Genomic DNA, 24,761 nt, shown 5'->3' on the forward strand with positions numbered 1-24,761 from the left:
TCGCAACCCTACGGCGGCGGCGGGTGAGGCCCCGGGAAAGGTCTATGCCGCTGCAGGAATGTGGGTTCCGCTGTCGCGCGCCCGCGCGAGACAGCCGGGCGGATGCGCGCTCGCGAGAGTAAGGCGCCGCACCGGAGAAGGCAACCCCCTCTTGAGGCGTCGGCGGCCCGCCTCTACTGGCGCCACAGCCCCGATTCCGAAGCGACTCGCCATATCGCCTCGGATGATGACCACCGTCGATCAGCGTCTGCCGCTTCTGAAAGCGACGCGGTGAGCTTCTCCCCCGACCCTCCCCGAGAAATGACGTCCGCATGGCGACCCTGTCCTCCGCGCTCTCCTTCTTCCCACCGCTCGACCTCCCCGCGGTCTGGCAGGCTCTCGAAGCGGGCTACGCCGACTTCTCCCGGTACTTCCCGCTCGCCATCGCCGGCATCATCGTCTGGGGCCTGTGGCTGTACCGCTTCATCCTGTCCCGACGCGCGGCTCCGATCGTGACGGGGTTCTCGACGTCGACGTCGGTGATCGTCCCGTCCTTCCACGAGGATCCCGACATCCTCATGAACTGTCTCGAATCGTGGCGCGCCCAGGGGCCGGCGGAGATCATCATCGTTCTCGACGAGGCGGACCTCGAGGCCTACGGGCGCATCATCGCTCTCGGCGACGCCTCGGTGCGGCCCATCCTCTTCCACCACGTCGGCAAGCGCTCGGCGCTCGGCGCAGGCATCCGTCTGGCCATCGGCGAGATCATCGTGCTGACCGACTCCGACACATGGTGGCGTCACGGGCTGCTCGCCGCGGTGCAGATGCCGTTCGCCGACCCCCTCGTCGGCGGGGTGGGGACTCACCAGAACGTCTTCCAGGCGCGCACCAGCGTCTGGCGCCGCATCGCGGACTGGATGGTCGACCTGAGGTACTACGACTACGTGCCCGCCATGGGCCGTGCGGGCGCCGTGCCCTGCCTCTCGGGGCGCACCGCGGCGTACCGCCGTTCCGCGGTGATGTCGGTCCTGGAGCACCTGGAGAACGAGTTCTTCCTCGGGCGTCGATGCATCGCCGGCGACGACGGCAGGCTCACCTGGCTGATCCTGGCTTCGGGGTACAAGACCGTCCACCAGTCCTCGGCCCGCGCGCTCAGCATGTTCCCCGACACCTTCCGCGCCTTCGTGAAACAGCGTGTGCGCTGGAGTCGCAACTCCTACCGCTGCTACCTCACCGCCGTGGGGAAGGGGTGGCTGTGGCACGTTCCCTTCATCACCAAGGTGACCGTTCTGCAGATCCTGCTCACCCCGCTGACGATGGGACTCACGCTCTTCTACCTGGTCTTCAGCAGGCTCGAACTGTCGACGATCGGCATCATCGCAGCGGTCGCCTGGCTGTTGCTCGGACGCGGCATCCGCGGCTTCTCGCACCTTCGGCGTAATCCGCGCGACCTGTTGATCCTGCCGCTCTACGCGATCGTCGTGATCTTCATCGCACTACCGATCAAGGCCTACGCGCTGGTCACGATGAACAAGCAGGGCTGGCTCACCCGTCAAGCCGATCAGATCGGCGGCGAGGGGCAGAAAGCCTCCTCGCTCGAGTCCTCGAACCGCGACCTCGCCCCGGCGGGCGCGCTGTGAGGGCCTGGACCGCCGTAGCGATCGCCGTCGTCGCCGCCCTCACCGGCGCGGGCGTCGCGGTCACGGCTGCCACCCTCGCCAACTCCACCGCCGAGCCCGAGGCCTACGGCCTGAACGAGATCGCTCGCAACGGCAACGTGCAGGGGATCCTCTACCCGGGCGACCCGGCAACCGAGGCCGCCCTCGTCCAGCAGGAGGACGAACGCATCGTCTACACCCGCCGGGTGGCCTCTGCGGCGTATTGGACGCTTTCCGTCGACGGACCGTACCGCTTCCGAACCGGCGACAGCTGGACCATCGTGCTGCCGGGCAGAGAGCTGCCCTACACGGTCGATGATCTGCGCTCCCTCGCTCCCGACACCCTCGTGCAGAATCCCGACGGCTCCTACTTGTTGCGCGAGAACGTCGCCGTGATGCAGGGCGCCACACTGTCGCTCAACAGCGTCGAGGTGCGTCTGGAGAGCACGGCTGCCGGCTTCACCTCGATCGTCGCCTTCGGCGGACACCTCGATCTGGCCGGCACGCGCAAGGCCCCCACGACGGTGACGAGCTGGGACAGCGTCACCGACTCCCCCGACGAGGACACCGCCGACGGGCGCGCCTACCTCCGGGCCATCGGCGGGTCGATCCGACTGTCGCACGCCGACATCTCCTCGCTGGGATTCTGGGGCGGCAGCACGGGCGGACTGGCCATCACCGGCAATGACGAGGCGGACGACACCACCCTCGCGAGCTCGATGGAACCGACGGATGACCCCCTTCCCGTCCCCGCGGGCGCCCCGGTCGTCGATGCCACGGCGGTGTTCGAGACGACTCCCCCCGAGGACGTCGAGGGGATGCAGACGGCCGCCTCGGCCGGCACCTCTGCGGCCCCCCGGGAGGACCTCGCAGACCTGGGACTGTCCACCGCCACGATCCTCGATTCGGAGATCACTGGCAACGCGTTCGGCATCTTCGTCTCCAGCGCGGAGAACGTCACCATCGAGCGCACCGTCGTGACCGACAGCCTGGTCGACGGGATCACCCTGCACCGGTCCGTCTCGAGCAGCCGGATCGCGGATTCGCAGTCGAGCCGGAACGCGGTCGACGGCATCTCGCTCGGCCGATCCACGGTGGGCATCCGCGTCGATACCGTGACCGTCGCCGAGAACGGACGCAACGGGGTGTCGATGGACGGTCAGTCGCTCGCCGACGGGCCGAGCGCCTCCGGAACCGCGGTCGAGAGCTTCGGAGACAACTCGGTGGTCGGCAGCACGATCGACGCGAACGGCCGCTACGGCATGGAGATCACCGGGGGCGGCGACATCGACGTCAGCGACAACCGGTTCACCGCCAATCCCGACGGACTGGTCGTGGACCGTGGGGCGGATGCTGTGTCCATCACCGGCAATCAGTTCCTCGAGCAAACCGCCGCTGCCGTCGCCATCCGCGACGACGTCACCGACGCGACGGTCCAGGACAACACGATCCGCGGCGGCGACACCGGGATCCACGTGCGCAACGCCGCGGCTGATGTCAGCGCGAACACGCTGTCGGACGTCACGAACCATGCCGTGACCCTTCTCGGCGACGTCGAAGGCACCGCGGTCGCGGGCAACGAGCTGGGGGGCACCGGTCAGACCGCCCTCTGGTCCGATTCCGGTTTCGGCGCCGTGATCGGGGAGAACGACCTCGATTCCTGGCGCCCCGCCATCACGCCCGCATCCGTCGTCGGTTTCGTCTTCCAGCCGCTCACCGTGGTCTGGCTGCTGCTCGCCCTGCTTCTGGTGGGGACCGCGCTCACCCGCAAGGATGGCCAGTACGGCAAGATCCGCGATCCCTACGCCGAGCGGGTGCCGCTGACCTCTCTCACCAGAGGCGTCGTATCGATGGACGGCAGTCAGGGGGCGAGCGTCCGATGACCCGCCGGAGCGTGACAATCGCCCTGGTCGGCGCGGGAACGATCGTGGTCCTCGGCGCCATCGTGATCGGTCTCGTGTGGGCATTCGGCCGGGGCTCCGTCGAGACGGCCCCCACGCCTGCGCCCTCGGCCAGCAGCGAGCCCAGCGCGCCGCCGGCGACCGGGCCGACAGCATCCACCGTCGACTGCACCGGCGAGGCGGTGACAGTGCGCACCTCCGCCGAGTTGCAGAGCGCCCTCGATGAGGCGGCCGCCGGTTCCCTCATCATGCTCGCCTCGGGCACCTACCCCGGCAATTTCGACCTCACCGCCAGCGGCACCGAACAGGCGCCCATCCGCTTGTGCGGGCCGGTCGACGCGGTGCTCGACGGCGGACGCGTCGACGACGGGTACGTGCTGCATCTCGATGGCGTCTCGTACTGGCAGCTGGCGGGATTCAGCATCCGCAACGGCCAGAAGGGACTCATGGCGGATGCGACGACCAACACCCTGGTCGAGGCGCTCACGATCACCGAGATCGGGGATGAGGCCGTCCATTTCCGAGCCGACAGCACCGACAACGTCATTGCGGGAAACGTCATCAGCGATACCGGCAAGCGACGGGCGAAATTCGGCGAGGGCATCTATATCGGTTCCGCCGAGAGCAATTGGTGCGACATCACCGCCTGCGACCCCGACCGGAGTGACCGCAACGTCATCCGCGACAACACCATCTCGGCGACCACCGCCGAGAGCATCGATGTGAAGGAGGGGACGACGGGCGGCATCGTCGAGAACAACTCCTTCGATGGATCCGCGCTGGAAGAGGACGACGCCGACTCGTGGGTCGACATCAAAGGCAACGAGTGGATCATTCGGGGCAACGTCGGGGTGAACTCCCCCGTCGACGGGTTCCAGACCCACGAGATCCTCGATGGGTGGGGCGCTCGCAACGTCTTCAGCTCGAACACCGCCGACGTCAACGGATCGGGGTTCGGCTACGCCGTCACGGACGACCTCGACAACGTCGTCGAGTGCAGCAATTCAGCCTCGGGAGCGGGTGAGGGTGTGAGCAACATCGACTGCTCCGCCGGCTCCTCCTAAGACCGCTCCCCCGTCGCCCGGGAACTGCAGCAGCCGCTGCAGTCTTCCGTCGACCCATCGACCCGCACCACACAGTCACCACCGACCAGGAGATCGACATGGAAACCAGCATCCCCGCCTCCGAGGCACCCATCACCGACCACCCCAAGATGACCGTGATCGGCACCGGCTACCTCGGTGCGACCCACGCGGTCTGCATGGCCGTCCTCGGCTTCGACGTGCTCGGCGTCGACGTCGATGAAAAGAAGATCGCGCTGCTCGCCGCCGGAACCGTGCCCTTCTTCGAGCCCGGACTCGACGAGCAGTTGCGCGCGGCACTGGCGTCGGGACGCCTGCGCTTCACCACCGACTTCGACGAGGCTGCGCGCTTCGGCGACGTGCACTTCATCTGCGTGGGCACGCCTCAGGCCGAGGGTTCGCACGCCGCCGACATGCGCTACGTCGACTCCGCCTTCACCGAGATCGCCTCGCGCATCGATCGCAAGGCCCTGCTCGTCGGCAAGTCGACGGTGCCCATCGGGACCGCCTCGCGCCTGACCGAACTCGTGCAGTCCGTCTCCCCCATCGGAAGCGAGCTGGAGCTCGCGTGGAACCCCGAGTTCCTGCGCGAAGGCTTCGCCGTCAAGGACACGATGCACCCCGACCGCCTCGTGTTCGGCGTGGCCTCGTCGTGGGCGCAGCGCCAGCTCGAGGCCGCATTCCGACCCATCCTCGACGAGGACACCCCGTCGGTCGTCACCGACCTCGCCACCGCCGAGCTCGTCAAGGTAGCGGCGAACTCGTTCCTCGCGACCAAGATCTCCTACATCAACGCCATGGCCGAGGTGTGCGAGGCCACGGGCGCCGACGTCAATCTGCTCGCGACCGCCCTGTCGTACGACAGCCGGATCGGGGGACGTTTCCTCAAGCCCGGGCTCGGGTTCGGCGGCGGATGCCTGCCCAAGGACATCCGGGCGTTCGTCTATCGCGCCGAGGAGCTCGGCGTCGGTCAGGCCGTCGGGTTCTTGAAGGAGGTCGACAAGATCAACCAGCGCCGACGGGTGCGCACCGTCGACCTCATCCGCGAACTGGCCGACGGCGACCTCGCGGGGAAGAAGATCGCGGCCCTGGGAGCTGCGTTCAAGCCCAACTCCGACGACGTTCGTGATGCCCCCGCCTTGGACGTCGCCCGCTTCCTCTATCTGGAGGGTGCCACCGTCATGGTCTACGACCCCGAGGCGAACGAGAACGCGCACCGTGCCTACCCCGACCTGAACTACGTCGACAGCATGCGTGAGGCGTTGGAGGGGGCAGACGTCGTCGCGCTTCTGACCGAGTGGGACGAGTTCCGCATCGCCGATCCGGCCGAGATCGGTGAGCTGGTCGCACACCGGAGGATCGTCGACGGTCGCCACGCCTTGGACGCCGACGCCTACCGTGCGGACGGATGGGTCTACCGGGCACTGGGTCGGCCGACGGATCCGCAGACCGTCGCGCTGCACGAAGACGCCCGCGACGACGCGGAGGCGCCCCTCCACCGCTGAGGGGGCGTGGTTGCTGCGACCGGGTGATCTCGCTCCGGTCGCAGCGGCCCACGCTGCGGTTACGGCGTGCAGGCGATGTTGCTCAGCCCTCTGCCGGCGGCCGTCGGACCGCAACCGACGACGGTTCCTACGGCGCCGGACTGCACCGACACCTCGAAGCCCGGCACTCCCCCGCGCACCAGGTTGCCCCGGAAGATGTTGTCCCGACCCCAGCCGACGATCGCCACGTGTACCTGGAACGCATCGAGCAGGGTGGTGGAGCCGGAGTTCCCCGTGATGCGGTAGCCGTTGCCCTTCACATCCATCCACGAGTCCCCGTAGTTCTCCCCGGAGTACCCGGCGTTGGTGAAGACGTTGCCCGACACCACCCCACCGGTCGTCCCCTCCTTGATGTCGATGCCCTCCGCCGTCGTGTTCACGATGGTGTTGTCGAGGATCTGCACGTAGTCGGACCGATCAGGCGACGACGGCGAACCCATGACCGAGGACCAGTTGCTCTTCGCGGAGCCGATGTAGATGCCTTCCCCGTAGGCGGCTTGGACGCGTCCGGTGTCATGCACGGTCGAGTTGCGAACGATCACCGAGACGCTGTTCTTTCGAACGTGGACAGCTTCGGCTCCGGTGTTTCCCACGTCGACACCGTCGATGATCGTGTGGGAGGCGCCATCGAGGACGATCCCCTTGGCCGCGGTGGTCACCGAGAACCCGGTGAGGTTCCAATACGTCCCCGTCACGTGCAGCCCGTACTCGGAGGAGACCTTCCCCGTGGTGAGAACGGCCCGGCGTGAACCCGTCAGCGTGATGGGCTGCGACGTGGTGCCCGCGGCAGCCGCGATGAACGCGCCGGTGTAGGTTCCGTCGGCCAGCGCAATCGTCTGACCGGGTTTCGCGGCCTTCAGCGCAGCGGTCAGCTGTGCGGTCGACGACACGGCGACACTGTTGCCGGACACCGGTGGGGTCGGGCCCGGCGTGGGTGACGTCGAGGCGGTGGGCGACGGTCGGGGCGTTGCCGACGGGAGGGGCGAGGACGGAGTGCTCGCGCCGACCGTGAACGCCACATCGACTTCCTGCCGACCCGCGTCGCCTTCCCATCGCACGTTCACCGTGTGAGCCCCCCTGTCGGCATGCACCGACCACGAGTAGGGCGCCGAAGCATCCTGCCCCAGATATGCGCCATCCAGCTTGAACTTGACCTTCGCTCCGTCCGGCGCCGCCACGTTCACCGTGAAGTCCCCGTCCTGCTGAATGCTTCCGGCGAGAGCGGCCCCCTCCGCCGAAACGACGGCCGGCGACAGCGCGGTCGCCATGGTGGGAAGCGCGGTGGCGCTGAGGGCGACCGCCGCGACGACGAGGACTGCTCGGAAGAGAGAGCTCCTCGTCTGGTTTCGAGTGTGCACTGTGCGTCCTTCGGATGGAGGACGGCGTGTTGTCGGGCACAACACGCCATGTCCCGTCAAGCCCCTTGTCGACAACGTCGCACTTTTCGTGGGCAGGGACAACTGCTTTCGGGTTAACCCGTGCAAGGGGCTTGCAAACCCAGTGGAGGTGTGGATCACCCAGGATGTCGGGACCGGACGGGCGCGAAAATGCCCCCGACGAAGCGGGGGCATTTCGGTGTCCTTCGGTGGACCTGAGGGGAATCGAACCCCTGACCTCCTCGATGCGAACGAGGCGCGCTACCAACTGCGCTACAGGCCCGAGAACTCACCAACACTATCACGGGCCGACTGGCCGACCCGGCTCGCGGTGACCGCTAGCCGACCGCTCGACGCGCCAATATCTGGCGCACGTGGGCCTCGATCTCGGCGTCGTCCACGTAGCCCATTCCCTCGTACTTCGACGCCCGAGCAACCCGCGCAGTGTCGATCGAGGGCGGAGCCTGCTGCTCGGCGATCTCGCGCAGCGCCTGCTCCCGAGCGGCCGCGCGGAGGGCCTCGCGAGCAGCCTGCTGGTCGAGCACGGCAGCGGCGCGCGAGCCCGCGGACGACACGAGCGCACGCGGCAACTCGCGCGGGGTCCAGGAGGTGACGCGTTCTGCGGGAAGGGCCACGTCTTGAACGGCCGACGACACCCGTTCGACCGGAACCGCGACGGCGTGCACCGAGGTGCGCGCGGCGACCCGAGCGAGGCGCTGCAGGACAAGTCCGCAGATCACGGTGACCGTGGCGCCGGCCCACACGAGGGCGGCGGAAGCTCCGACCGCTATCTGCCACACGCCGACGCCGGTGATAACGAGAGCGGCGACGGCGATCAGGGTCGTGGTGAGGCGGAACGCCCGGCGCGTCCGCGCCCGACGTGCGTTCGGCTCCGCGCGTTCGGCGGCTTGGGCGGCGCGGGCTGCGACGGCCTCGGCGCGCGCTTTGCGGCGGGCCGCTGCGGCCTCGGCGCGCGCGGTCTCGCGGGCGGCGGCGATCTCGGCGAGGGCGGCTTCGCGATCGGCGGCCGTCTGTTCTTTCTCGACCTCGAGCTGCGCTCGGGCGATCGCGAGCTCCGCCTGTTCTCGCTCCTCTTGGGCGCGACGAGCAAGCTTCTGCTGGGCGAGAGCGGTGCGCGCGGTGAGTTCGAGGTGTACTTCCCTCGGCGTCTCACTCGTCTCCGCGAGCACGCGGAGCGCCTGGTTCAGGCGCACGGCGTTGCGCTCGGCGGAGGTGTAGAGGTGCCGGCTGTGCCAGGACGGCAGCAGGTACACGAGCCACAGCACGACCGCCACCAGGACGATCACCCCGCCACCCCATACCTGTCCACCCATGCGCACCACGGTATGCGACAGCATCCGAATCGTCCGTCAAGGCGAGGCGTGTCGCGGGCGGATGCCTCGGATCCCCGGCCCGCGCACAACTTCGGAGTATTCGCGGCACGGGCGGCCGCAAGCATCCGTCCCCCAGCCTGTCGGCCAGAACCTCTGAAGTTGTGCGGAGAAGGAGCGGCGACGGAGGGGCAGGATGCTGCGGCCCACCCTCAGGGGAAGACGACCCGGCGCGGCGTCGAAACCCCGCACAAGTTCCGAGGTTCGAGCCACGGGCGGGTGACTCGGATCCCCGGCCCGCGCACAACTTCGGAGTATTCACGCCGCGGGCGGCCGCAAGCATCCGTTCTCCCGGCGCGTCGGCCAGAACCTCCGAAGTTATGCGGAGAAGGGCCGGCGACGGAGGGGCAGGATGCTGCGGCCCACCCTCAAGGGAAGACGAACCGGCGCGGCGCCGAAACCCCGCACAAGTTCGGAGGTCCGAGCCACGGGCGGATGCCGCGGATCCCCGGCCCGCGCACAACTTCGGAGTATTCGCGCCGAGCGCGGCCGCAAGCATCCGTCCCCCGGCGTGTCAGCCAGAACCTCCGAAGTTGTGCGGAGAAGGACCGGCGACGGAGGGGCAGGATGCTGCGGCCCACCCTCAAGGGAAGACGAACCGGCGCGGCGCCGAAACCGCGCACAACGTCGGAGTTTCCGCAGGCTGGCCCGCCCGAATCACCCGCTTCGCCCGAAACCTCCGAAGTTGTGCGGACGGACGGACGGATGGACGGACGGAGGGGCGGACGGACGGACGGACGGACGGCGAACGAACGGGCGCCGGCGCCGCAGCCGCTAGAGGGCGGCGAGGCGGGGAAGCACCAGCTCCGACAGGCGCGAGACCTGGCCGACTGGGTCGGGGTCGGTGGGGTTGCGCCCGACGACGACCTGGGTGATGCCGAGAGCAGCGAGCTTCTCCATGCGCGGCAGGAACTCCGGGCCGAAGGGATCGGTCCCGCCCGAGATGACCGTCTTCTCGATCGCGTCGTAGTCGGTGCCGAGCCGCTCGCAGTGGGCGCGCAGCACATCGAGCAGGTGCGCGACCTCGGCGGGGTCATCGGTGGTGAGGTTGACGATCTGCGCGTACTGGGCGACCAGGCGCAGCGTCTTCTTCTCGCCCTTGCCGCCGATCATGATCGGGGGGTGCGGCAACTGGATCGGACGCGGGCTGTTCAGCGTCTCGTCCAGCGAGTAGTGGGTGCCGCGGTACGGGCCGTCGTCGTCGCTCCACATCTGCAGCGCGATCTGCAGCGCCTCTTCGAGGCGTTCGAACCGCTCCGAGATGGCCGGGTAAGGCACGCCGAGGCCGCGGTGCTCCCGGTCGTACCAGGCGGCGCCGATGCCGAGCATCGCGCGGCCCTCGCTCAGCACGTCGAGCGTCGTGACGATCTTCGCGAGCAAGCCGGGGTAGCGGTACGTCACGCCGGCGACGAGCGGGCCCAAGCGGATCGTGGAGGTCTGCCCCGCGAGGAAACCGAGGGTGGTGAACGCCTCGAGCATGGGTTCGGATGCTGGAGCGGCGGACTCCATCTGGAACCAGTGGTCCATCACGGTGAACTGCGTGAACCCACCCTCCTCGGCGGTGCGAGCCGTCTGCGCGAGCACGGAGGGGAGGGCCTGGGGAGCGCCGGGAATCGTGAAGTTCCAGAAGTGGAAGCCTGCCTGCATGACGTCAGGCTAACCCGCGCCACAACCCGACGGACGCGTTGTCACCGGATGGTCATGTGTGGAGGCGATCGGTCGGCGGCACGGTCGCCGCGTTCCGCGGCGCCTGTCCCGAGACCCACCGTTCGAGCACGCCCTCGGGCACCTCTTCCTGCACGAGTGCGAAGGCGTAGTGATCGCGCCAATCGCCGTCGATGTGGATGTAACGGCGGCGAAGACCCTCGTAACGGAAGCCCAGCTTCTCGACCACGCGAAGACTGGCGTGGTTCTCGGGTCGGATGCAGATCTCCATCCGATGCAGCCGCAGTTCTTCGAAGCAGATGTCGGTCGCCATCGCCACGGAGGTGGGGGTGATCCCCCGCCCCGCGAACCGCTCGCTCACCCAGTAGCCGATCGTCGCCGACGCGAGCGAACCGCGGGCGATCCCCCAGACGTTGAGTTGACCGGCCACCTGGCCGTCGTACTCCATCACGAGGGGAACGCCCAGACCGTCACGGTGCTGTTGCAGCAGTCGCCGCACACCGACCCGCATGTCGAAGGAGACGGGCCCGTCCGGACTCGTCGCCTCCCACTGTTGCAGCCACGGGCGGTTCGACAGCAGCTCGTTCTGCAGCACCCGCGCGTCGCGGGCGCGCACGAGGCGCACGCCTATCGGGCCGTGCTGACGGGAGACCGAGAGATCCATGGCACTTCCCTCGTCCGGCGGCGTCAGAGTGTCGCCGCGAATTCCTTGAACCAGGGACGCAGCTGCGGGCCGAGGTCTTCACGGTCGCAGGCGAGCTGCACGATGGCTTTGATGTAATCCACTCTATCGCCGGTGTCGTAGCGACGTCCGCGGAAGACCACGCCGTACACGCCGCCGCCCTCGCCTCCGCCGTTGGCGAGCTCTTCGAGCGCATCGGTCAGCTGGATCTCGCCGCCCTTGCCCGGCTGGGTCTTCTCGAGGATCGGGAAGACGTCGGGTCCGAGCACGTAGCGCCCGATGATCGCGAGGTTCGACGGCGCGTCTTCCTTCGACGGCTTCTCGACGAGCTGCGTGACCCTGACCACGTCTTCTTCGTCGGTCGCCTCGACCGCGGCGACGCCGTAAAGGTGGATGTGCTCGGGGTCGACCTCCATGAGGGCGATCACGGTCGCGCCGCGCTTGTCGTACTCCTCGAGCATCTTCGTCAGCAGCGGGTCGCGCTCGTCAATGAGGTCATCGCCCAGCAGCACCGCGAAGGGGTGGTCGCCGACGTGACCGGCGGCGCGCAGCACGGCGTGGCCGAGGCCCTTCGGCTCACCCTGACGCACCATGTGGATATCGGCCAGGTCGGAGGAGTGCTCCACCTTGGCGAGCTTGTCGAGGTCGCCCTTCTGGCGCAGCTTCTCTTCCAGCTCCGGCATGGCATCGAAGTGGTTGGCGATGTTGTTCTTGTTGCGGCCGAGGATGATGAGGACATCGGAGATGCCGGCAGCCACGGCTTCTTCGACCACGTACTGGATGGCCGGCTTGTCTACGACCGGCAGCATCTCCTTCGGCATCGCCTTGGTGGCGGGAAGGAAACGCGTACCGAGTCCAGCGGCAGGGATAACGGCCTTGAAGGGCTTGTGCGACATGGCACCACAGTAGCGGGGTTCATGTGAACGGAATGTGACGCGCGGGCGCGCCTACAATCGACACCATGCTCGACAGCATCGACCAGGCAAAGCGCGCTCTGCGCGCAGACCTGCGTGAGCGGCGGAACGCGCGCTTGCAGACCGCTCGTCTCGACGCGTCACGGGGGATCCAGGAGCAGCTCGACGCGCTCGTCGATCGCCTCGGCGCCCGCTCCGTGTCCTGCTTCCTCTCCACCTCGACCGAGCCGGACACGCGCCCGTTCATCGAGGGGGCGATGGCCCGCGGCATCCGCGTCCTCCTCCCCATCACCCGCGACGACGGCCTACTCGACTGGTCGATCGCCACCCCGGACGGCGACATCGCCGAGGGCCTGTTCGGCCTGCCCGAACCGGTGGGCGAGGTGCTCGGCCCGATCGCGGTGAACGATGTCGATCTGCTCATCATCCCCGCGGCCGCCGTCGACCGGTCGGGCATGCGGCTCGGTTGGGGTCGCGGCTACTTCGACAAGACCATCGGCTCGATGGAACGCTGCCCTCCCGTCTACGCCGCGATCTACGACAGCGAGCTCGTCGACGAGGTTCCCCGCGATGTGCACGACCAGCCCGTCACAGGCGTCGTCACTCCGACCCAGACCGTCACGTTCGCCGCTGCGAGCCACCGCTGACCCCCAGGAGCTTTCATGCCCACCTACGCGTACGCCTGCAAAAATTGCGGACACCGCTTCGATGCCGTGCAGTCCTTCTCCGAAGCCGCCCTCACCGAATGCCCCACGTGCGGCGGTGACCTGCGCAAGGAGTACGGCTCGATCGGAGTGACCTTCAACGGTTCGGGTTTCTATCGCACCGATTCCCGCGCCGGGGAGACCAAGAAGGCGGATGCTGCCGCCTCGGGCGCGAGCTCCTCCCCCGCGAGTGGCGACTCCTCGTCATCTTCGACAGGATCGACCTCGGAAACGAAGACGACCACGCCGGCGTCAGGGTCGTGAGCCCGCGCGCGGAGGAGAAGGAGGACGCACTGTGATCAAGGGCTTCAAGGAGTTCATCCTCCGCGGGAATGTGATCGACCTGGCGGTCGCCGTCGTGATCGGGGCGGCCTTCACCGCGATCGTCAACACGATGGTGCAGGGGTTCATCAACCCCCTGATCGGCTTCGTCTTCCAGATGGGCGACCTGTCGGATTGGAACTGGACCGTGCGCACGCTCTCCGGCGGCGAAGCGACCTTCGCCTTCGGCACGATCGTCGTCGCCCTCATCAACTTCGTTGCCGTCGCCGCGATCGTCTACTTCGTCTTCGTCTTCCCGATGAACCGGTTCAAGCAGCGGGCTGCCGCGCGCGCCGGCGTCGAGACGGGAGCCGATCACACCCCGACGCTTCCCACCGAGCAGGAGCTGCTCATGCAGATCCGCGATCTGCTGGAGAAGCAGAACGGCTCTGCCGCGAAGGTCTGACGCAGCAGTCAGTAGTGCGGGGGGACGTCGCGAAGCATCCGCTCGTCGTTCGGGCCGGAGGCAGGTGAATCCGACGGCGTCCGGTCTCGGGCGTCGTCGTCGGCCGGTACCGGTTCGGCCGAGCTTCCGGGCGCGGGCGTCAGACGCGCGCGACGCGAACCGGGAACGCGCTCGATGCGCTGGCCGCCGGTCGGCGGCGGGTCGCCGGCCGACATCTCACTGAATGACGTCGATCGGCTGCGTCGTGGTGTCCGAGGTCGGCCGGTCGCCCTCGAGACCCAGCAGCGCGGCGATCCGAGCGGCCACGGCCGCCGGGTCGCTATATAGGTCGAAGGAGTGCACGCGCACGTAGTGCCAGCCCAGGCGGCGGAGGATCTGCGGACGCAACCGCAAGGACTCGCGCAGCGAATCGCCGATGGTCTCGGGGTCGCTCTCGGCCACGACCGCTTTGCCGCCGTGGTGCGCGACCAGCGGCAGCAGCCCGCGATAGTGCACGTCGACGGCGATGCCGAGACGCCGCAGCTCGCGGGCCAGCGCCAGGGTGAGCGGATCGGCCAGGTCTTCGAGGCGCGCGTCCCTGCCGCGAGCGGCGAGGTTGCCGAGGATGCCCATGAGGGTCGCTGCCCCGTACTCGAGGCGACCGTCGTCGAAGGAGGAGGGTCGGATCGAGGAGACGATCACCATCGAGCGGCGCGCGCGGGTCATCCCCACCGTGAGCAGCCGCTCCCCGTCGGGGGTGGACAGGTCGCCGAAGTCGCTCAGCACGCGGCCGTGCTTGGTGAGGCCGTAGCCGAGCGAGAAGATCACGCGATCGCGGCTCTCCGCGACCGACTCTTCGAGGGCGAGCACCGCGAACGGCTCCGCCGTGTCGCGCGAGACGAAGTCCGCGACATCGGAACGGCCGGAGAAGGCGGCTTCGACGGCGGCGCGCACGCGCTCGGCGTGGCGGGCGCTGGCGGTGACGACCATGAGCGACTCGTTGCCGCGGTTCACGGCGTGCTCGACGACGAGGGTCACGACGCGCGCGACCTCGGCGTCGGGGCTCTCGACCGCTCCCGAGATCGGATCGGGGGCGCCCGTGCCGCCTTCGACGTAGTCGACGCTCAGGCTGCCGCGACCGAGGTAGGACCCCGCCCACGGGAGCGAGACGATCTCGCCGCCGTAAAACGCGTCGTTGACGAGTTCGGCGAGGTCCTCGCCACCGGCGCGGTAGCTGCGCGTGAGCGTTTCGACGGGCAGGAGTTCGGCGAGGCGCTCGAAGACCGAGGTGTGGTCGAACGGCACCTCTTCGACGTCGTCCTCGTCGGCGGCGAACGTGGCGCTCACGCGGAACGGGGTCGGTCGCTGGGTCACGGGATCGCCGAACAGCACGACCTGCTGGGCGCGGCGCAGCGCGGGGGCGGCTTCCGCGAGGCAGATCGCGCCGGCGTCGGCGATGATCACGACGTCGAACGGGGAGGTGTCGGGGATCTCTGGCACCTCGTAGGGCGAGGCGAGCCAGACCGGGGCCAGCGTGCGCAAGAGGAGGGGAGCGGCGTCCGTGAGCTCGCCGGCCGTCGTCGCGCCGCGCTTGAGCGCGTCCTTGAGGGCGGTGGCCTCATCGGCGTGGTCGACCAGGCCGATCCGCCACTGCTGCGCGAGCTGGGCGGCGAGCAGGGGGCCGGATGCTGCGGCGTGAGCTTCGTCGACGAGTCGGAAGTCGCGTTCGAGCCGGTCGACGACAGCGGTGTTCGCACCCAGCAGGGCGCGATCGGTGCGCAGCAGGTGTTCGAGGGCCGACTGCCACCAGGCGAATTCCAACTCCGCGGCGACGCGGTCCTCGGGAACGTGACGGACGGACAGCTCGAGCAGCAGGGGTTCGAGACCCAGGTGGGCGAGTTCGCTGCGCAGCTGCGCGCGCTCGACCAGGTTGTCGAAGAAGGTGGAGTCGGCGGCGAGTCCCGCCAGGGTGCGCACGAGGCGCGCCACCGGGAGGGTCGCCAACCGCAGCGAGTCGCTCCGGCCGAGGATGTCGTCCAGTTCCTTCAGCATCGCGTCGACGCGCTGCCAGGCGACGTGCACGTCGGCGAGTCCGAGCGGAACCTCGGGGGTGACCCCCGCCTCGACGAAGCGCTGCCATTCGGTGCGCTGCTGCTGGATGCGCACGAGCGCCTCGTGCATGTCGGTCACGTGCACGCCCGGCCGGAGGTACTCGCGCGAGAGGCGCTTGAGGCGGCGGCGGTTCGGGCCGCTCATGTCGCCCGCGTCGCGCCGCGGCGCGTAGGCCTGGATGAGTTCGCCCAGTGGCCGCTCGAAGACCGTCGGGCTGAAGCGGTCGAGGGAATCCCGGATGCCCTGCAGCAGACGGAGGTACTCGCCCAGCTCGGTGATCGTCTGGAACGGGCGCATCCGCGTCTGCGCGATCAACTCGAAACCGCGCTCCAGCAGGCTGGGCACGTCCTGCTTGTGCAGCTTCCGCGCCAGCGCGTGTGCGGCGCGGGCGTCTTCGGTGCGGGTGAACGACACCCCGTACCAGGGCGAATCGTTCGGACCGAAACGGAACTCGCCGAGGCGGGCAGCAGCCGCCAGTGCTGCCCCGGCCTCCGCGCGGCGGTCGGCGAGGCGCTCGAGCGTGGCGACGTCGAAGCGCGCCGTCGTCGACGGTGCCGGTGACCGGCTCGCAAGCGTCGTCAGGGTGCGCAGCACGTCGAGGGCGGAGACACCGAGGGACGGATGCTGCACCGTGACCGAATTCCGGTAGTCGCGCAGCACCGTGCGCAAGCGCACGAGGGCATCGTCGACGTCGGAGACGCGGGGCTGCTCGGCCTTCTCATTGCGCCCGATCGCGCGGATGAGATCGCGGCGCACATGCGTGGGGGACACCGCGAGGCCGTCGAGACCGATGCCGGCCAGGCGGTGGCGGATCCCCTCGAGGGTCGAGCGTCGAGCGCTGACGACGAGTACCCGCTTGCCGGCTTGGACGAGCTGGCCGACGGCGTTGATGACGGTCTGCGTGCCGCCCGTTCCGGGCAGCGTGTGCACGGCGAGCGAGTGGCCGGCGGCGACACGAGCGAGCACGGATTCCTGCTCGGCGTCCGCGTCGAGCAGGAGGGTGTCCGAAGCCGGTGCGCGCTCGTCGGGGCCGGCGACCACGGGGGTCGCGCGGCGGATGGTGATGCTTGCGCGATCGGCGGGGTGGCCGGCGAGCGCGTTCAGCAGGGGGTGATCGAGATCGGCGGTGTCGCGCGCCATCGCCGAACCGACGTCGGCGAACGAGGAGATGACGAGCCTGGGGTGCACCACGAAGGTCGGCAGGTGCGTGGTCAGCGCGCGCAGGTGATCGATCACCGGCTGCGGCTTGAAGACGCCGCGGTCATAGGCGAGCCCCGCGAGCGCCGAGCTGTCGATCCGGATGCCGAAGTGGGTGCGGAAAGCCTTCGCCAGTTCGGGGTTGACCGAGAACGAGCCGTGCAGCTTCAACTCGAAGTCGCCGTGGTGGCGGCGGATCGCGAGCGGGCGCAGCAGCACGGGGGCCGACCACCCGACGCCGCCGACCCGCCAGGCGGCCAGGCCCACGGCCAGGTGCACGGGTTCGAGGCCGCGCGCCGTCCGCAGCTCGACGTTCTTGGCGGTGATGCGCTCGGCGGCCATCCGCGCGGTCCGAAGGGCCACCTCGTCGCGGAAGAGGTTCGACAGCAGCGTCGAGCGACCGGTGATGAACTGGGGCAGGCTGCCGGGGTGGGCCTTGGTGATGTCGATCCCCGCGTCGGAGGCGTCGTCGAACTGCAGCAGGGTCGAGCGGCCGCCGAGCACGGTCGCCTCGGCCCGCAGGCGCGCCCGTTCGGGAGCGGCGACGTGCATCACGGTCACACCGGGTTCCGAGAGACCGAGGTCGCCCGGGTTCACGGAAGACATCGATGCGTCACCCTCCGCACCCACGACAACGTCCTCAGCTCGCCACACACGAGCCAGACTAGGCGCGGGTGGGGGTGGTGCCCGGTATCGTGCGGCGAGTTTCGCGGGATTGGACGACACGCCGCATCATCGGCCGTTCCTCCACAGGCGGCCGGAGCGCAGCATCCGTCCCCAACCTCGTCCGAGCGATGCCGCGCCGGGCGTCCGCCCCCGAGGATGAGCTCATGACCCGATTCACCACTTCCTGGCACCCCACTCCGGTCGGCGACGTCCTGGCGGCGTTCGCCGACGACGCCCTCATCGCCGTGAGCCTCGAGCACGGTGCACGAGACGAGGCGATCGCCCGGATCTCGGGCGTGCTGGGCGAAGCGCCGGAGCACGACGACACCGCGGCGGCAGAGCTGGGCACCCAGCTCGACGAGTACTTCGCGGGGTCTCGCCGCACCTTCGACCTGCAGCTCGACTGGCGTCTCGCGAACGGCTTCACCCGACAGGCGCTCGAGGCGATCCGCGAGATCCCCTATGGCGAGACGGCGTCGTACGGAGAGGTCGCCGCTCTCGCGGGCAGCCCTCGAGCCGCACGCGCCGTCGGCGCGGCGTGTCGGACCACGCCCTTCTCCCTCGTCGTCCCCGTGCACCGCGTGGTGCGCGCCGACGGCTCGATCGGCGAATACGGCGGCCACCCCGAAGTGAAGCACGCCCTGCTCGCCCTCGAGGGCGTGGTCAGCGAGTAGGCCGCTCGCCGCGCACACGAAAGCCCCGGCGACAGGATCGTGGATCCCAGCTCGTCGGGGCTTTCGTGATGGCTGCTCGACTCAGTGGTCGGTGGCCTTCTCGGCTCCGAACCCGGTGAGCGAGCGCACCTCCATCTCGGCGGCGAGCCGCGGGTCCTCCTTGCGCGTCGAAGTCACGGAACCGAGCCAGCCGAGGAAGAACCCGACCGGGATCGACACGATGCCCGGGTTGTTGAGCGGCCAGATGGCCGCCCCGGTGTCTTTGAACACGCTGGTGGGCGTGCCCCAGAAGACGGGCGAGAGCACGATCAGGATGATCGCAGTAGCGAGGCCGCCGTACATGCTCCACACCGCGCCCCGGGTCGTGAACTTGCGCCAGAACAGGGAGTACAGGATCGTCGGCAGGTTCGCGGACGCGGCGACCGCGAACGCGAGGGCGACGAGGAAGGCCACATTCTGCCCCTGCACGCCGATCCCGCCCAGGATGGCCAGGACTCCGATGACGACGACCGTGCGACGGGCCACCTTCACCTCACCGTCGGCGGGCACATTGCCCTTCTTGATGACGTTGGCGTAGATGTCGTGGGCGAAGGACGCTGCCGCGGTGATGGTGAGTCCTGCCACGACAGCGAGGATCGTGGCGAACGCGACCGCCGAGATGAGGCCCAGCAGGATCGGCCCGCCCAGTTCCAGCGCCAGCAACGGGGCCGCGGAGTTCACGCCGCCCGGTGCCGCCTTGATGGCCTCGGGGCCGACCAGGGCTGCCGCGCCGTAGCCGAGCACCAGGGTCAGGAGGTAGAAGCCACCGATAAGCCAGATCGCCCAGACCACCGAACGGCGCGCCTCTTTGGCGGTGGGCACCGTGTAGAAGCGCATCAGGACGTGCGGCAGACCCGCGGTTCCGAGCACGAGCGCAAGCGCGAGCGAGACGAAGTCCCACGGGTTCTTGCCGTACTGCAGGCCCGGTCCGAGGATCGCGTCCTTCGGTTCGGTGATCGAGGCGGCCACCGCGCTTTCGAGCAGCGCGTTGAAGTTGAAGTTGTTGATGGCGAGCACCCAGATCGTCATCACCAAGGCGCCGCCGATGAGCAGGAACGCCTTGACGATCTGCACCCAGGTGGTGCCCTTCATACCGCCGACCAGCACGTAGACGATCATCAGGATGCCGACGATCGCGACCACCAGCGACTGTCCGAGCTGGTCGGAGATGCCCAGGAGCAGCGAGACGAGCCCGCCGGCTCCGGCCATCTGCGCGAGCAGGTAGAAGAAGCACACCGCGAGGGTGGTGAGGGCGGCAGCCATCCGCACCGGGCCCTGCTTCAGACGGAACGACAGCACATCGGCCATCGTGAACTTGCCCGTGTTGCGCATGAGCTCGGCCACGAGCAGCAGGGCGACCAGCCAGGCGACGAGGAACCCGACGGAGTAGAGGAATCCGTCGTAGCCGTTGATGGCGATCGCGCCGCAGATCCCGAGGAACGACGCGGCCGAGAGGTAGTCGCCGGCGATCGCGAAGCCGTTCTGCGGACCGGTGAACGAACGCCCGGCCGCGTAGTAGTCGGCCGCGGTCTTGTTGTTGCGGCTTGCCCGAATGACGATGAACAGGGTGATCGCGACGAACGCGCCGAAGATCGAGATGTTCAGGATGGGGTTGTTCTCCGTGGTCTCGACGGCCGCGCGCACGACGCCGCTCATGAGCGGTCTCCCAGCGATGCGGCTTCGAGCTCGTCGCGGATGGCTTCGGCCCGAGGGTCGAGACGCTTGTTGGCGTACCAGACGTAGGTCATGGTGATCACGAAGGTGGTGACGAACTGGCCGAGTCCGAACAACAGGCCGACCGTCACGTCTCCCCAGGCACGCTGCGCCATGAAGTCGGTGGCGAACGAGGACAGCAGCACGTAGACGAAGTACCAGAGGAGGAACGCCACCGCGAGCGGGAACACGAAGCTGCGCTGACGGCGCTTCAGGTCCTGGAACGGTGGCGACTCCTCGACCGCGATGTAGTCGATGCCGCCCGTGGGGGCGGCGCCGAGGCGAGAGTCCGACATGTGGTCTCCTTGGCTCATTGACCGGCGCGTCGCTGCACCGGTGGCGAGTGCCGAGGGCGTCGATGCCCCCGGTGGTATGGTCGACGCTACGAAGGCGGCGACGGTGCCGTCACCCCCGGAAGTAGGTAGTGCGTGGGCGCACGAACGGGCAACGACAGCGATCAAGCGCTTCTGACGCGCGCCGTGAGCGACCTGGCCCGACGTACCCGCTTCCCCATCGCCTTCGGGGGTTTCGAACACGCCGGCGCGGTGCACGTCACCGCCATCCACGGGGCGCGTACGCGCAGCATCGAAGGTCTCGTCGTCAAGCCGCACCGCGGCCTCGGCGGACGCGCGCTCGTCGAGAAGCGCCCCCGGCTCGCCCTCGACTACCGCACCGCGCGGGGCATCACCCACGACTATGACCGCGCGATCCTCGGCGAGGGCGTTGCGACCCTGTTCGCGGTGCCCATCGTCGTCGCCGGCCTCGCCCGCGGCGTGCTCTACTGCGGGTCGTGGGTCGAGGCGCCGGTCGGCGACGTCGTGGCAGGTCCTGCGTTTCGCGTCGCAGAGGAGCTGGCCACCGAGGTTCGGGTGCGCGAGGAGGTCGACCGCCGCCTCACCGCCCTCCCCTCCCCCTCTCCTACGCTCGCCGCGGGAGCGCGCGAAGAGCTGCGCGAGACCTACGCCGAGCTGCGCAGCATCGTCGCGACCGTCGACGATCTCGGTGTTCGAGCGCGTCTGGAGAGCCTCGAGCATCGCCTCGCCGCCCTCTCGGGTGACGCGACCCCTGCCCGCACCGAGCCGCTCGACGTGCGGCTGTCGCCGCGCGAACTGGACGTGCTGGCGTGCGCTGCGCTCGGCTCCACCAACGCCGAGATCGGCGCGACGCTCGCCCTGCGCGAAACGACGGTCAAGTCGTATCTCGCCTCGGCGATGGCGAAGTTGGATGCTTCGACCCGTCACGCGGCGGTCACCCGGGCGCGGCGCGCCGGAATCTTGCCCTGACCTGGCCTGCTCAGTCAGTAGGGTGTGTCCATGGCCCGAAGAATCGTGCACCAACTCGTTGATGACCTGGATGGCACCGAGCTCGAGGTGGGGACCGGAGAGACCGTTCTGTTCTCCCTCGACGGCATCGCTTACGAGATCGACCTCACCGAGGAGAACGCGGCGGCCCTGCGCGACGCTCTCGCACCCTATGTAGAGGCCGCCCGCTCGATCTCGCGCACCTCGGGGGGATCAGCATCCGCCCGCCCCCGTCGACGCACCGGCCAGCGGGACTATTCCGCGATCCGTGCGTGGGCGAAGGAGAACGGACACAGCGTGTCCGAGCGCGGTCGCGTGCCGGCCGCCGTCCTCGAAGCGTACGACGCCGCGAACTGACCCGCCGCGCCGCTCCTCATCCGGGCCGTCACCCCGGTCGTCGCCCGCGGGTGGGCACGATCGAGCGCGCCGATAGACTGACGTCCTGGCCTCTGTAGCTCAATGGAAGAGCAGTTCCGTCCTAAGGAAAGGGTTGGGGGTTCGAGTCCCTCCAGGGGCACTTCCGGATGGTTCTCGCGACAGCGAGAAACCCGCTGCACACCCCCTTGACGTTTCTGTCATCGCCGAGGAGCGTCACAGGAAACGGACGCCCCTCACCCTGCGGCCTCTCGCATCCTGATGTCTCAGGACGCCGCGCGATGGGGAGGTGTCAGGCCGGAGGCCATCGTGGGGTACTTCACGTACGACAACGACACCAAGACGGAGATCGAAGATCGCCTTCTCGCGCATCTCCAGATCGTGATGGGCACCAAGCTCCGACGCGCGGAGAGCTTCTTCTTCACCTGGAGAGACGACGTCAGCCTCGGCTCCGGCCGCACCACTGTCTGGATACACCCGGGCGTCGGCCTCAAGTTCCGCTTCGCCGGCAGCAGGCAGCCCGCGATCAGTCATGCGTGGCTGAACGCCCTGAGCTACGCGGCCAACATGCCGGGCGGTCTGTACGCGGTGCACGAGCCGGCAGCGGTTTCAATGCCGAGCGACGACCTGGCCACGGCGGTCTGAGCGCCCATGGGTGAATTGATGATGTCGTCCGGGGTGACCCTGCTCACCACCGACGCGGTCGGTAAAGCCGTCATCGAGTACGCCTCGGCCTTGGCCGCGGGCAAGCTCACCGATGTGATCCGCATCCCCGTGGTCGTGAGCGGCACCGCCCGCATGTGCGATGTGCTGCTGCAGCCGACCGCGGCGATCGCGCACATCAACGACGGGGCCTTCGAGACGACGATCGACGGCGCCGACATGGCGGTCGAGGACATCCACAACCGGATGCGGGCTCGACCCGACGTGTGACGGCGGCGCCGCTTTCCGTCGCGACCTAGATGCCGTCGAACTCCGACCAGCCGTCGCCGGGCTGGATGGGCGGGAGGGCGTCCTGGGGCGTGGAGGTGCCATAGCGGCGCAACCGGTCGGACTTGCCGGCCAGATCCGCCACGAGTCCTTCGTCGATCAGTTCCTCGCAGCGCGACTTCTCCTCGTCGGCGATCAATTGACTCGAAGGCCCGACCAGCACTTCGGAACGGCCCGCCCCACAGTTCTCGTCGAGCGTCGGGATGCTCACCGTGTCGGCCGATCCGGCCTGCGCGAGCGCCCGCGCGTAGTCGAGCAGGCCGAGCGCGATCGCGCTGCCCGTGAGGATCGAATCGCCCGCGTAGTGAATCCTGTGCATGCTCCACATCTACACCGCGGCACCGCACTTCCTTCTCACCCTGTTGCCGAACGGTTCCGTCGAGTAGGAGAAGACAGATCGTCGCGGTGGGTGGCCGAACGAAGGGGGCTCTAAACTGAATCGTGCCCTTCGGAAGATGCGAAGTCGCGGCACACCATGCAGAGGAGCGGCAATGGGCCATTTGATCTACGGGACTGCTCCCGCCATCAACATCGATGACCGAGGCCTCGAGCACCTGCGCGTCGTGATCATCACGAAGCTGCGACGCGACGAGAGCTTCAGCTTCAACTGGGATGACGAGCCCCGCGTGCACGGCGATGATGCCCTGAAAACGCCGGGACTGCGTGGCACGGTCTGGATCTCGAAGAGCTCGTCGCTGTACTTCGCCTTCGACGGACCGAACGAGCGCCCGTTGAATCGCAAGTGGCTGAGCGCGCTGGCCGATTCGGCGAACAGCGGATCGGGCCTGCGGCTCGTCCCCGAGCCCGAGTAACGCCGGGGCTCAGGCCGCGGCGTTCTCTTCGAGCACCTCGAGGAAGGCGTCCTCGCTCATCGGACGTGCGAACAGGTACCCCTGCGCGCGGTGACACCCGATCTCGCGGATGCGCGCGAGATGCTCCGGGGTCTCGACCCCCTCCGCGACGAGTTCGATGTCGCGGGCGTGAGCGTAGTCAGCGATGGCACGCAGGGCTTCCTCGCCACCCGGGGAGAAGTCGTGCACCATCGACATGTCGATCTTGATCTCCGACACCGGGAGGTCCTCGATCCGCTCGAGCGACGAGTAACCGACGCCGAAGTCGTCGATCGACACGTGCGCCCCCATCGCCGCCAGATCGCGGAGCCGGGCGGAGGCGGTCTCGATGTCGCCGAACAGTTGCGTCTCAGTGATCTCGAGCGTCAAGCGCTGCGCGTCACCCGGGCCGCCCGCAACCATGCCGGCGACGGCGTCGTCGAGCAGATGCGTCGCGAGCTGCAGGGCGGAGACGTTCACCGAAACGCCGACGGCATGACCGGCGGCGCCCCACCGCTCGGTGGCCTGCCAGGCGGAACGCAGCATCTGAAGGCCCAGGTCTTCGATGAGCCCGGTCCGTTCGGCGACAGGGATGAATTCGTGGGGCGGAACCTCACCCAGCACGGGATCCGTCCACCGCGCGAGTGCTTCCGCACCGACGATCCGTCCTGTGCTCACGTCGACGAGCGGCTGGAACACCGCTCCGAGAACGCCGTCGGCGACGGCTGTGGGCAGCAAGGTGTCGATCAGGGTCTCAGTGGTCATAGGCTGCGCCCGGGTCATCGCGCGGTGCGGTGGCGTCCGTTCGCTCTCTGGCACGGTACAGGGCGGCACCGGCTGCGTCCAGCGGGCTGCGGGGTCAGCGCTTCCCCGCTTCATCGTCGGCGCGGGCACGAGCGCGGGCCAGCAACTGTCGCCGCCAGTCGCCCGGCACACGTCCGAGCGGCCCGGGCGAGGGCTGATCCTCGGGCCTGCTGGTCGGCTCCGCGAGCGCCGGACCCTCGACCGGGGTCTGGGCCTCGTAATCCCACCACCAGTCCTCGCCGGGCTCGAAGCTTTGGATGAAACGGTGGCCGCTCTCCTGCCAGTGCGCGGTGGCGTGCTGTCCGAGGGAGTCGTCGCAGCATCCGATGTGTCCGCACGCCGCGCACCGCCGCAGATGCACCCACCACCCGTCGAGCTCGTCGCATTCCGGGCAGCTGGTGCCCGACGGTGCAGCGGTGGTGTCGATCTGATCCGTGCTCATCGCCGTCCCCTCGGAA

General features: G+C 68.7%; 24 protein-coding genes and 2 tRNA genes. 14 read left to right on the forward strand and 12 right to left on the reverse strand.

Translation table 11 applies throughout. The features are described 5' to 3' along the window. Window positions 1-311: 311 nt before the first annotated feature. The 4 genes from ACFXP5_RS13390 to ACFXP5_RS13405 all read left to right on the forward strand — a co-directional run bounded on the left by ACFXP5_RS13390 (window position 312) and on the right by ACFXP5_RS13405 (window position 6,125). Entirely contained in the window at window positions 312-1,619 is a 1,308-nt protein-coding gene (locus ACFXP5_RS13390) for a glycosyltransferase (protein ID WP_394544979.1), read from the forward strand. Beyond that, complete coding sequence (locus ACFXP5_RS13395; RefSeq protein WP_394544980.1) at window positions 1,616-3,520, forward strand: right-handed parallel beta-helix repeat-containing protein; 1,905 nt, start codon at window positions 1,616-1,618, stop codon at window positions 3,518-3,520. Before ACFXP5_RS13390 ends, ACFXP5_RS13395 begins: the two co-directional genes overlap by 4 nt. Before the next feature lie 11 nt (window positions 3,521-3,531). Further along, window positions 3,532-4,602 carry a right-handed parallel beta-helix repeat-containing protein gene (locus ACFXP5_RS13400; RefSeq protein ID WP_394544981.1) on the forward strand — a complete coding sequence of 357 codons (1,071 nt, stop codon included), beginning with the start codon at window positions 3,532-3,534 and terminating at the stop codon, window positions 4,600-4,602. Between the two features lie 98 nt (window positions 4,603-4,700). Next, complete coding sequence (locus ACFXP5_RS13405; protein WP_394528914.1) at window positions 4,701-6,125, forward strand: UDP-glucose dehydrogenase family protein; 1,425 nt, start codon at window positions 4,701-4,703, stop codon at window positions 6,123-6,125. A 59-nt stretch (window positions 6,126-6,184) separates the two neighbouring features. Here ACFXP5_RS13405 and ACFXP5_RS13410 read toward each other — a convergent pair whose 3' ends face one another. From ACFXP5_RS13410 to galU, 6 genes are all read right to left on the reverse strand, one after another. Next, window positions 6,185-7,522 (reverse strand): right-handed parallel beta-helix repeat-containing protein, encoded by a 1,338-nt coding sequence (locus ACFXP5_RS13410; protein ID WP_394544982.1) that lies wholly within the window; start codon window positions 7,520-7,522, stop codon window positions 6,185-6,187. A 228-nt stretch (window positions 7,523-7,750) separates the two neighbouring features. Then, window positions 7,751-7,823 (reverse strand) — tRNA-Ala (locus tag ACFXP5_RS13415). Window positions 7,824-7,878: 55 nt separating this feature from the next. Then, window positions 7,879-8,874, reverse strand: coding sequence for a large exoprotein (locus ACFXP5_RS13420; protein ID WP_394544983.1), 996 nt, complete (start codon window positions 8,872-8,874; stop codon window positions 7,879-7,881). Between the two features lie 831 nt (window positions 8,875-9,705). Further along, complete coding sequence (locus tag ACFXP5_RS13425) at window positions 9,706-10,578, reverse strand: LLM class F420-dependent oxidoreductase (protein ID WP_394544984.1); 873 nt, start codon at window positions 10,576-10,578, stop codon at window positions 9,706-9,708. A gap of 52 nt (window positions 10,579-10,630) precedes the next feature. Further along, window positions 10,631-11,260 (reverse strand): GNAT family N-acetyltransferase, encoded by a 630-nt coding sequence (locus tag ACFXP5_RS13430; RefSeq protein ID WP_394544985.1) that lies wholly within the window; start codon window positions 11,258-11,260, stop codon window positions 10,631-10,633. A gap of 23 nt (window positions 11,261-11,283) precedes the next feature. Beyond that, entirely contained in the window at window positions 11,284-12,174 is an 891-nt protein-coding gene (gene galU / locus ACFXP5_RS13435; RefSeq protein WP_394528919.1) for a UTP--glucose-1-phosphate uridylyltransferase GalU, read from the reverse strand. A gap of 65 nt (window positions 12,175-12,239) precedes the next feature. Here galU and ACFXP5_RS13440 point away from each other — a divergent pair, with 65 nt between their 5' ends. Genes ACFXP5_RS13440 through mscL form a run of 3 tightly spaced genes read left to right on the forward strand, consistent with a single transcriptional unit; the run spans window position 12,240 to window position 13,623 of the window. After that, window positions 12,240-12,839, forward strand: coding sequence for a 5-formyltetrahydrofolate cyclo-ligase (locus ACFXP5_RS13440; protein ID WP_394544986.1), 600 nt, complete (start codon window positions 12,240-12,242; stop codon window positions 12,837-12,839). A gap of 15 nt (window positions 12,840-12,854) precedes the next feature. Further along, window positions 12,855-13,160 (forward strand): FmdB family zinc ribbon protein, encoded by a 306-nt coding sequence (locus tag ACFXP5_RS13445; RefSeq protein ID WP_394544987.1) that lies wholly within the window; start codon window positions 12,855-12,857, stop codon window positions 13,158-13,160. A 31-nt stretch (window positions 13,161-13,191) separates the two neighbouring features. After that, window positions 13,192-13,623 (forward strand): large conductance mechanosensitive channel protein MscL, encoded by a 432-nt coding sequence (gene mscL, locus ACFXP5_RS13450; protein WP_394544988.1) that lies wholly within the window; start codon window positions 13,192-13,194, stop codon window positions 13,621-13,623. 216 nt (window positions 13,624-13,839) lie between these two features. Here mscL and ACFXP5_RS13455 read toward each other — a convergent pair whose 3' ends face one another. After that, window positions 13,840-17,517: an AAA family ATPase gene (locus tag ACFXP5_RS13455; RefSeq protein WP_394544989.1), complete on the reverse strand. Its 3,678-nt coding sequence runs from the start codon at window positions 17,515-17,517 to the stop codon at window positions 13,840-13,842. 224 nt (window positions 17,518-17,741) lie between these two features. On the opposite strand from ACFXP5_RS13455, the gene ACFXP5_RS13460 reads away from it, so the two are divergent. Next, window positions 17,742-18,251 (forward strand): methylated-DNA--[protein]-cysteine S-methyltransferase, encoded by a 510-nt coding sequence (locus ACFXP5_RS13460; RefSeq protein ID WP_394544990.1) that lies wholly within the window; start codon window positions 17,742-17,744, stop codon window positions 18,249-18,251. An 81-nt stretch (window positions 18,252-18,332) separates the two neighbouring features. Here ACFXP5_RS13460 and ACFXP5_RS13465 read toward each other — a convergent pair whose 3' ends face one another. Both ACFXP5_RS13465 and ACFXP5_RS13470 read right to left on the reverse strand, forming a co-directional pair. After that, a complete protein-coding gene (locus ACFXP5_RS13465) occupies window positions 18,333-19,946 on the reverse strand; it encodes a solute symporter family protein (RefSeq protein WP_394528926.1) in 1,614 nt (537 codons plus the stop codon). Beyond that, entirely contained in the window at window positions 19,943-20,299 is a 357-nt protein-coding gene (locus ACFXP5_RS13470) for a DUF485 domain-containing protein (protein WP_394528927.1), read from the reverse strand. Before ACFXP5_RS13470 ends, ACFXP5_RS13465 begins: the two co-directional genes overlap by 4 nt. A gap of 132 nt (window positions 20,300-20,431) precedes the next feature. Between ACFXP5_RS13470 and ACFXP5_RS13475 the strand changes: the two genes are divergently transcribed. The 5 genes from ACFXP5_RS13475 (at window position 20,432) to ACFXP5_RS13495 (ending at window position 22,612) form a co-directional block, all read left to right on the forward strand. Continuing rightward, window positions 20,432-21,286 carry a helix-turn-helix transcriptional regulator gene (locus tag ACFXP5_RS13475; RefSeq protein ID WP_394528928.1) on the forward strand — a complete coding sequence of 285 codons (855 nt, stop codon included), beginning with the start codon at window positions 20,432-20,434 and terminating at the stop codon, window positions 21,284-21,286. Window positions 21,287-21,316: 30 nt separating this feature from the next. Next, window positions 21,317-21,661 (forward strand): histone-like nucleoid-structuring protein Lsr2, encoded by a 345-nt coding sequence (locus ACFXP5_RS13480; protein ID WP_394528929.1) that lies wholly within the window; start codon window positions 21,317-21,319, stop codon window positions 21,659-21,661. Window positions 21,662-21,749: 88 nt separating this feature from the next. Continuing rightward, a tRNA-Arg gene (locus ACFXP5_RS13485) sits at window positions 21,750-21,821 on the forward strand. Between the two features lie 119 nt (window positions 21,822-21,940). Continuing rightward, window positions 21,941-22,324: a DUF7882 family protein gene (locus tag ACFXP5_RS13490; protein WP_394544991.1), complete on the forward strand. Its 384-nt coding sequence runs from the start codon at window positions 21,941-21,943 to the stop codon at window positions 22,322-22,324. A gap of 6 nt (window positions 22,325-22,330) precedes the next feature. Next, complete coding sequence (locus tag ACFXP5_RS13495; RefSeq protein WP_394544992.1) at window positions 22,331-22,612, forward strand: hypothetical protein; 282 nt, start codon at window positions 22,331-22,333, stop codon at window positions 22,610-22,612. A 25-nt stretch (window positions 22,613-22,637) separates the two neighbouring features. On the opposite strand, the gene ACFXP5_RS13500 is transcribed toward ACFXP5_RS13495, so the two are convergent. Continuing rightward, window positions 22,638-22,988, reverse strand: a complete 351-nt coding sequence (locus tag ACFXP5_RS13500) for a hypothetical protein (RefSeq protein WP_394528932.1) — start codon at window positions 22,986-22,988, stop codon at window positions 22,638-22,640. 172 nt (window positions 22,989-23,160) lie between these two features. On the opposite strand from ACFXP5_RS13500, the gene ACFXP5_RS13505 reads away from it, so the two are divergent. Next, window positions 23,161-23,481, forward strand: coding sequence for a DUF7882 family protein (locus ACFXP5_RS13505; RefSeq protein WP_394544993.1), 321 nt, complete (start codon window positions 23,161-23,163; stop codon window positions 23,479-23,481). A gap of 9 nt (window positions 23,482-23,490) precedes the next feature. Here the strand turns inward: ACFXP5_RS13505 and ACFXP5_RS13510 are convergent, their stop codons facing one another. After that, entirely contained in the window at window positions 23,491-24,264 is a 774-nt protein-coding gene (locus ACFXP5_RS13510) for an EAL domain-containing protein (RefSeq protein ID WP_394544994.1), read from the reverse strand. A 94-nt stretch (window positions 24,265-24,358) separates the two neighbouring features. Then, entirely contained in the window at window positions 24,359-24,745 is a 387-nt protein-coding gene (locus tag ACFXP5_RS13515; RefSeq protein ID WP_394544995.1) for a UBP-type zinc finger domain-containing protein, read from the reverse strand. Window positions 24,746-24,761 lie beyond the last annotated feature (16 nt).

It is taken from the genome of Microbacterium hanjuni (genome assembly GCF_043556395.1).
Classification (GTDB): domain Bacteria; phylum Actinomycetota; class Actinomycetes; order Actinomycetales; family Microbacteriaceae; genus Microbacterium.

What these genes read in the sequence shown, in the direction of transcription:
- ACFXP5_RS13390 (WP_394544979.1), top strand. Translation starts at nt 312, where the DNA reads ATGGCGACCCTGTCCTCCGCGCTCTCCTTCTTCCCACCGCTCGACCTC.
- ACFXP5_RS13405 (WP_394528914.1), top strand. Translation starts at nt 4,701, where the DNA reads ATGGAAACCAGCATCCCCGCCTCCGAGGCACCCATCACCGACCACCCC.
- ACFXP5_RS13420 (WP_394544983.1), bottom strand. Translation starts at nt 8,874, where the DNA reads ATGGGTGGACAGGTATGGGGTGGCGGGGTGATCGTCCTGGTGGCGGTC.
- ACFXP5_RS13425 (WP_394544984.1), bottom strand. Translation starts at nt 10,578, where the DNA reads ATGCAGGCAGGCTTCCACTTCTGGAACTTCACGATTCCCGGCGCTCCC.
- ACFXP5_RS13430 (WP_394544985.1), bottom strand. Translation starts at nt 11,260, where the DNA reads ATGGATCTCTCGGTCTCCCGTCAGCACGGCCCGATAGGCGTGCGCCTC.
- galU (WP_394528919.1), bottom strand. Translation starts at nt 12,174, where the DNA reads ATGTCGCACAAGCCCTTCAAGGCCGTTATCCCTGCCGCTGGACTCGGT.
- ACFXP5_RS13440 (WP_394544986.1), top strand. Translation starts at nt 12,240, where the DNA reads ATGCTCGACAGCATCGACCAGGCAAAGCGCGCTCTGCGCGCAGACCTG.
- ACFXP5_RS13445 (WP_394544987.1), top strand. Translation starts at nt 12,855, where the DNA reads ATGCCCACCTACGCGTACGCCTGCAAAAATTGCGGACACCGCTTCGAT.
- ACFXP5_RS13455 (WP_394544989.1), bottom strand. Translation starts at nt 17,517, where the DNA reads ATGTCTTCCGTGAACCCGGGCGACCTCGGTCTCTCGGAACCCGGTGTG.
- ACFXP5_RS13460 (WP_394544990.1), top strand. Translation starts at nt 17,742, where the DNA reads ATGACCCGATTCACCACTTCCTGGCACCCCACTCCGGTCGGCGACGTC.
- ACFXP5_RS13465 (WP_394528926.1), bottom strand. Translation starts at nt 19,946, where the DNA reads ATGAGCGGCGTCGTGCGCGCGGCCGTCGAGACCACGGAGAACAACCCC.
- ACFXP5_RS13470 (WP_394528927.1), bottom strand. Translation starts at nt 20,299, where the DNA reads ATGTCGGACTCTCGCCTCGGCGCCGCCCCCACGGGCGGCATCGACTAC.
- ACFXP5_RS13480 (WP_394528929.1), top strand. Translation starts at nt 21,317, where the DNA reads ATGGCCCGAAGAATCGTGCACCAACTCGTTGATGACCTGGATGGCACC.
- ACFXP5_RS13490 (WP_394544991.1), top strand. Translation starts at nt 21,941, where the DNA reads ATGTCTCAGGACGCCGCGCGATGGGGAGGTGTCAGGCCGGAGGCCATC.
- ACFXP5_RS13495 (WP_394544992.1), top strand. Translation starts at nt 22,331, where the DNA reads ATGGGTGAATTGATGATGTCGTCCGGGGTGACCCTGCTCACCACCGAC.
- ACFXP5_RS13500 (WP_394528932.1), bottom strand. Translation starts at nt 22,988, where the DNA reads ATGCACAGGATTCACTACGCGGGCGATTCGATCCTCACGGGCAGCGCG.
- ACFXP5_RS13505 (WP_394544993.1), top strand. Translation starts at nt 23,161, where the DNA reads ATGGGCCATTTGATCTACGGGACTGCTCCCGCCATCAACATCGATGAC.
- ACFXP5_RS13510 (WP_394544994.1), bottom strand. Translation starts at nt 24,264, where the DNA reads ATGACCACTGAGACCCTGATCGACACCTTGCTGCCCACAGCCGTCGCC.
- ACFXP5_RS13515 (WP_394544995.1), bottom strand. Translation starts at nt 24,745, where the DNA reads ATGAGCACGGATCAGATCGACACCACCGCTGCACCGTCGGGCACCAGC.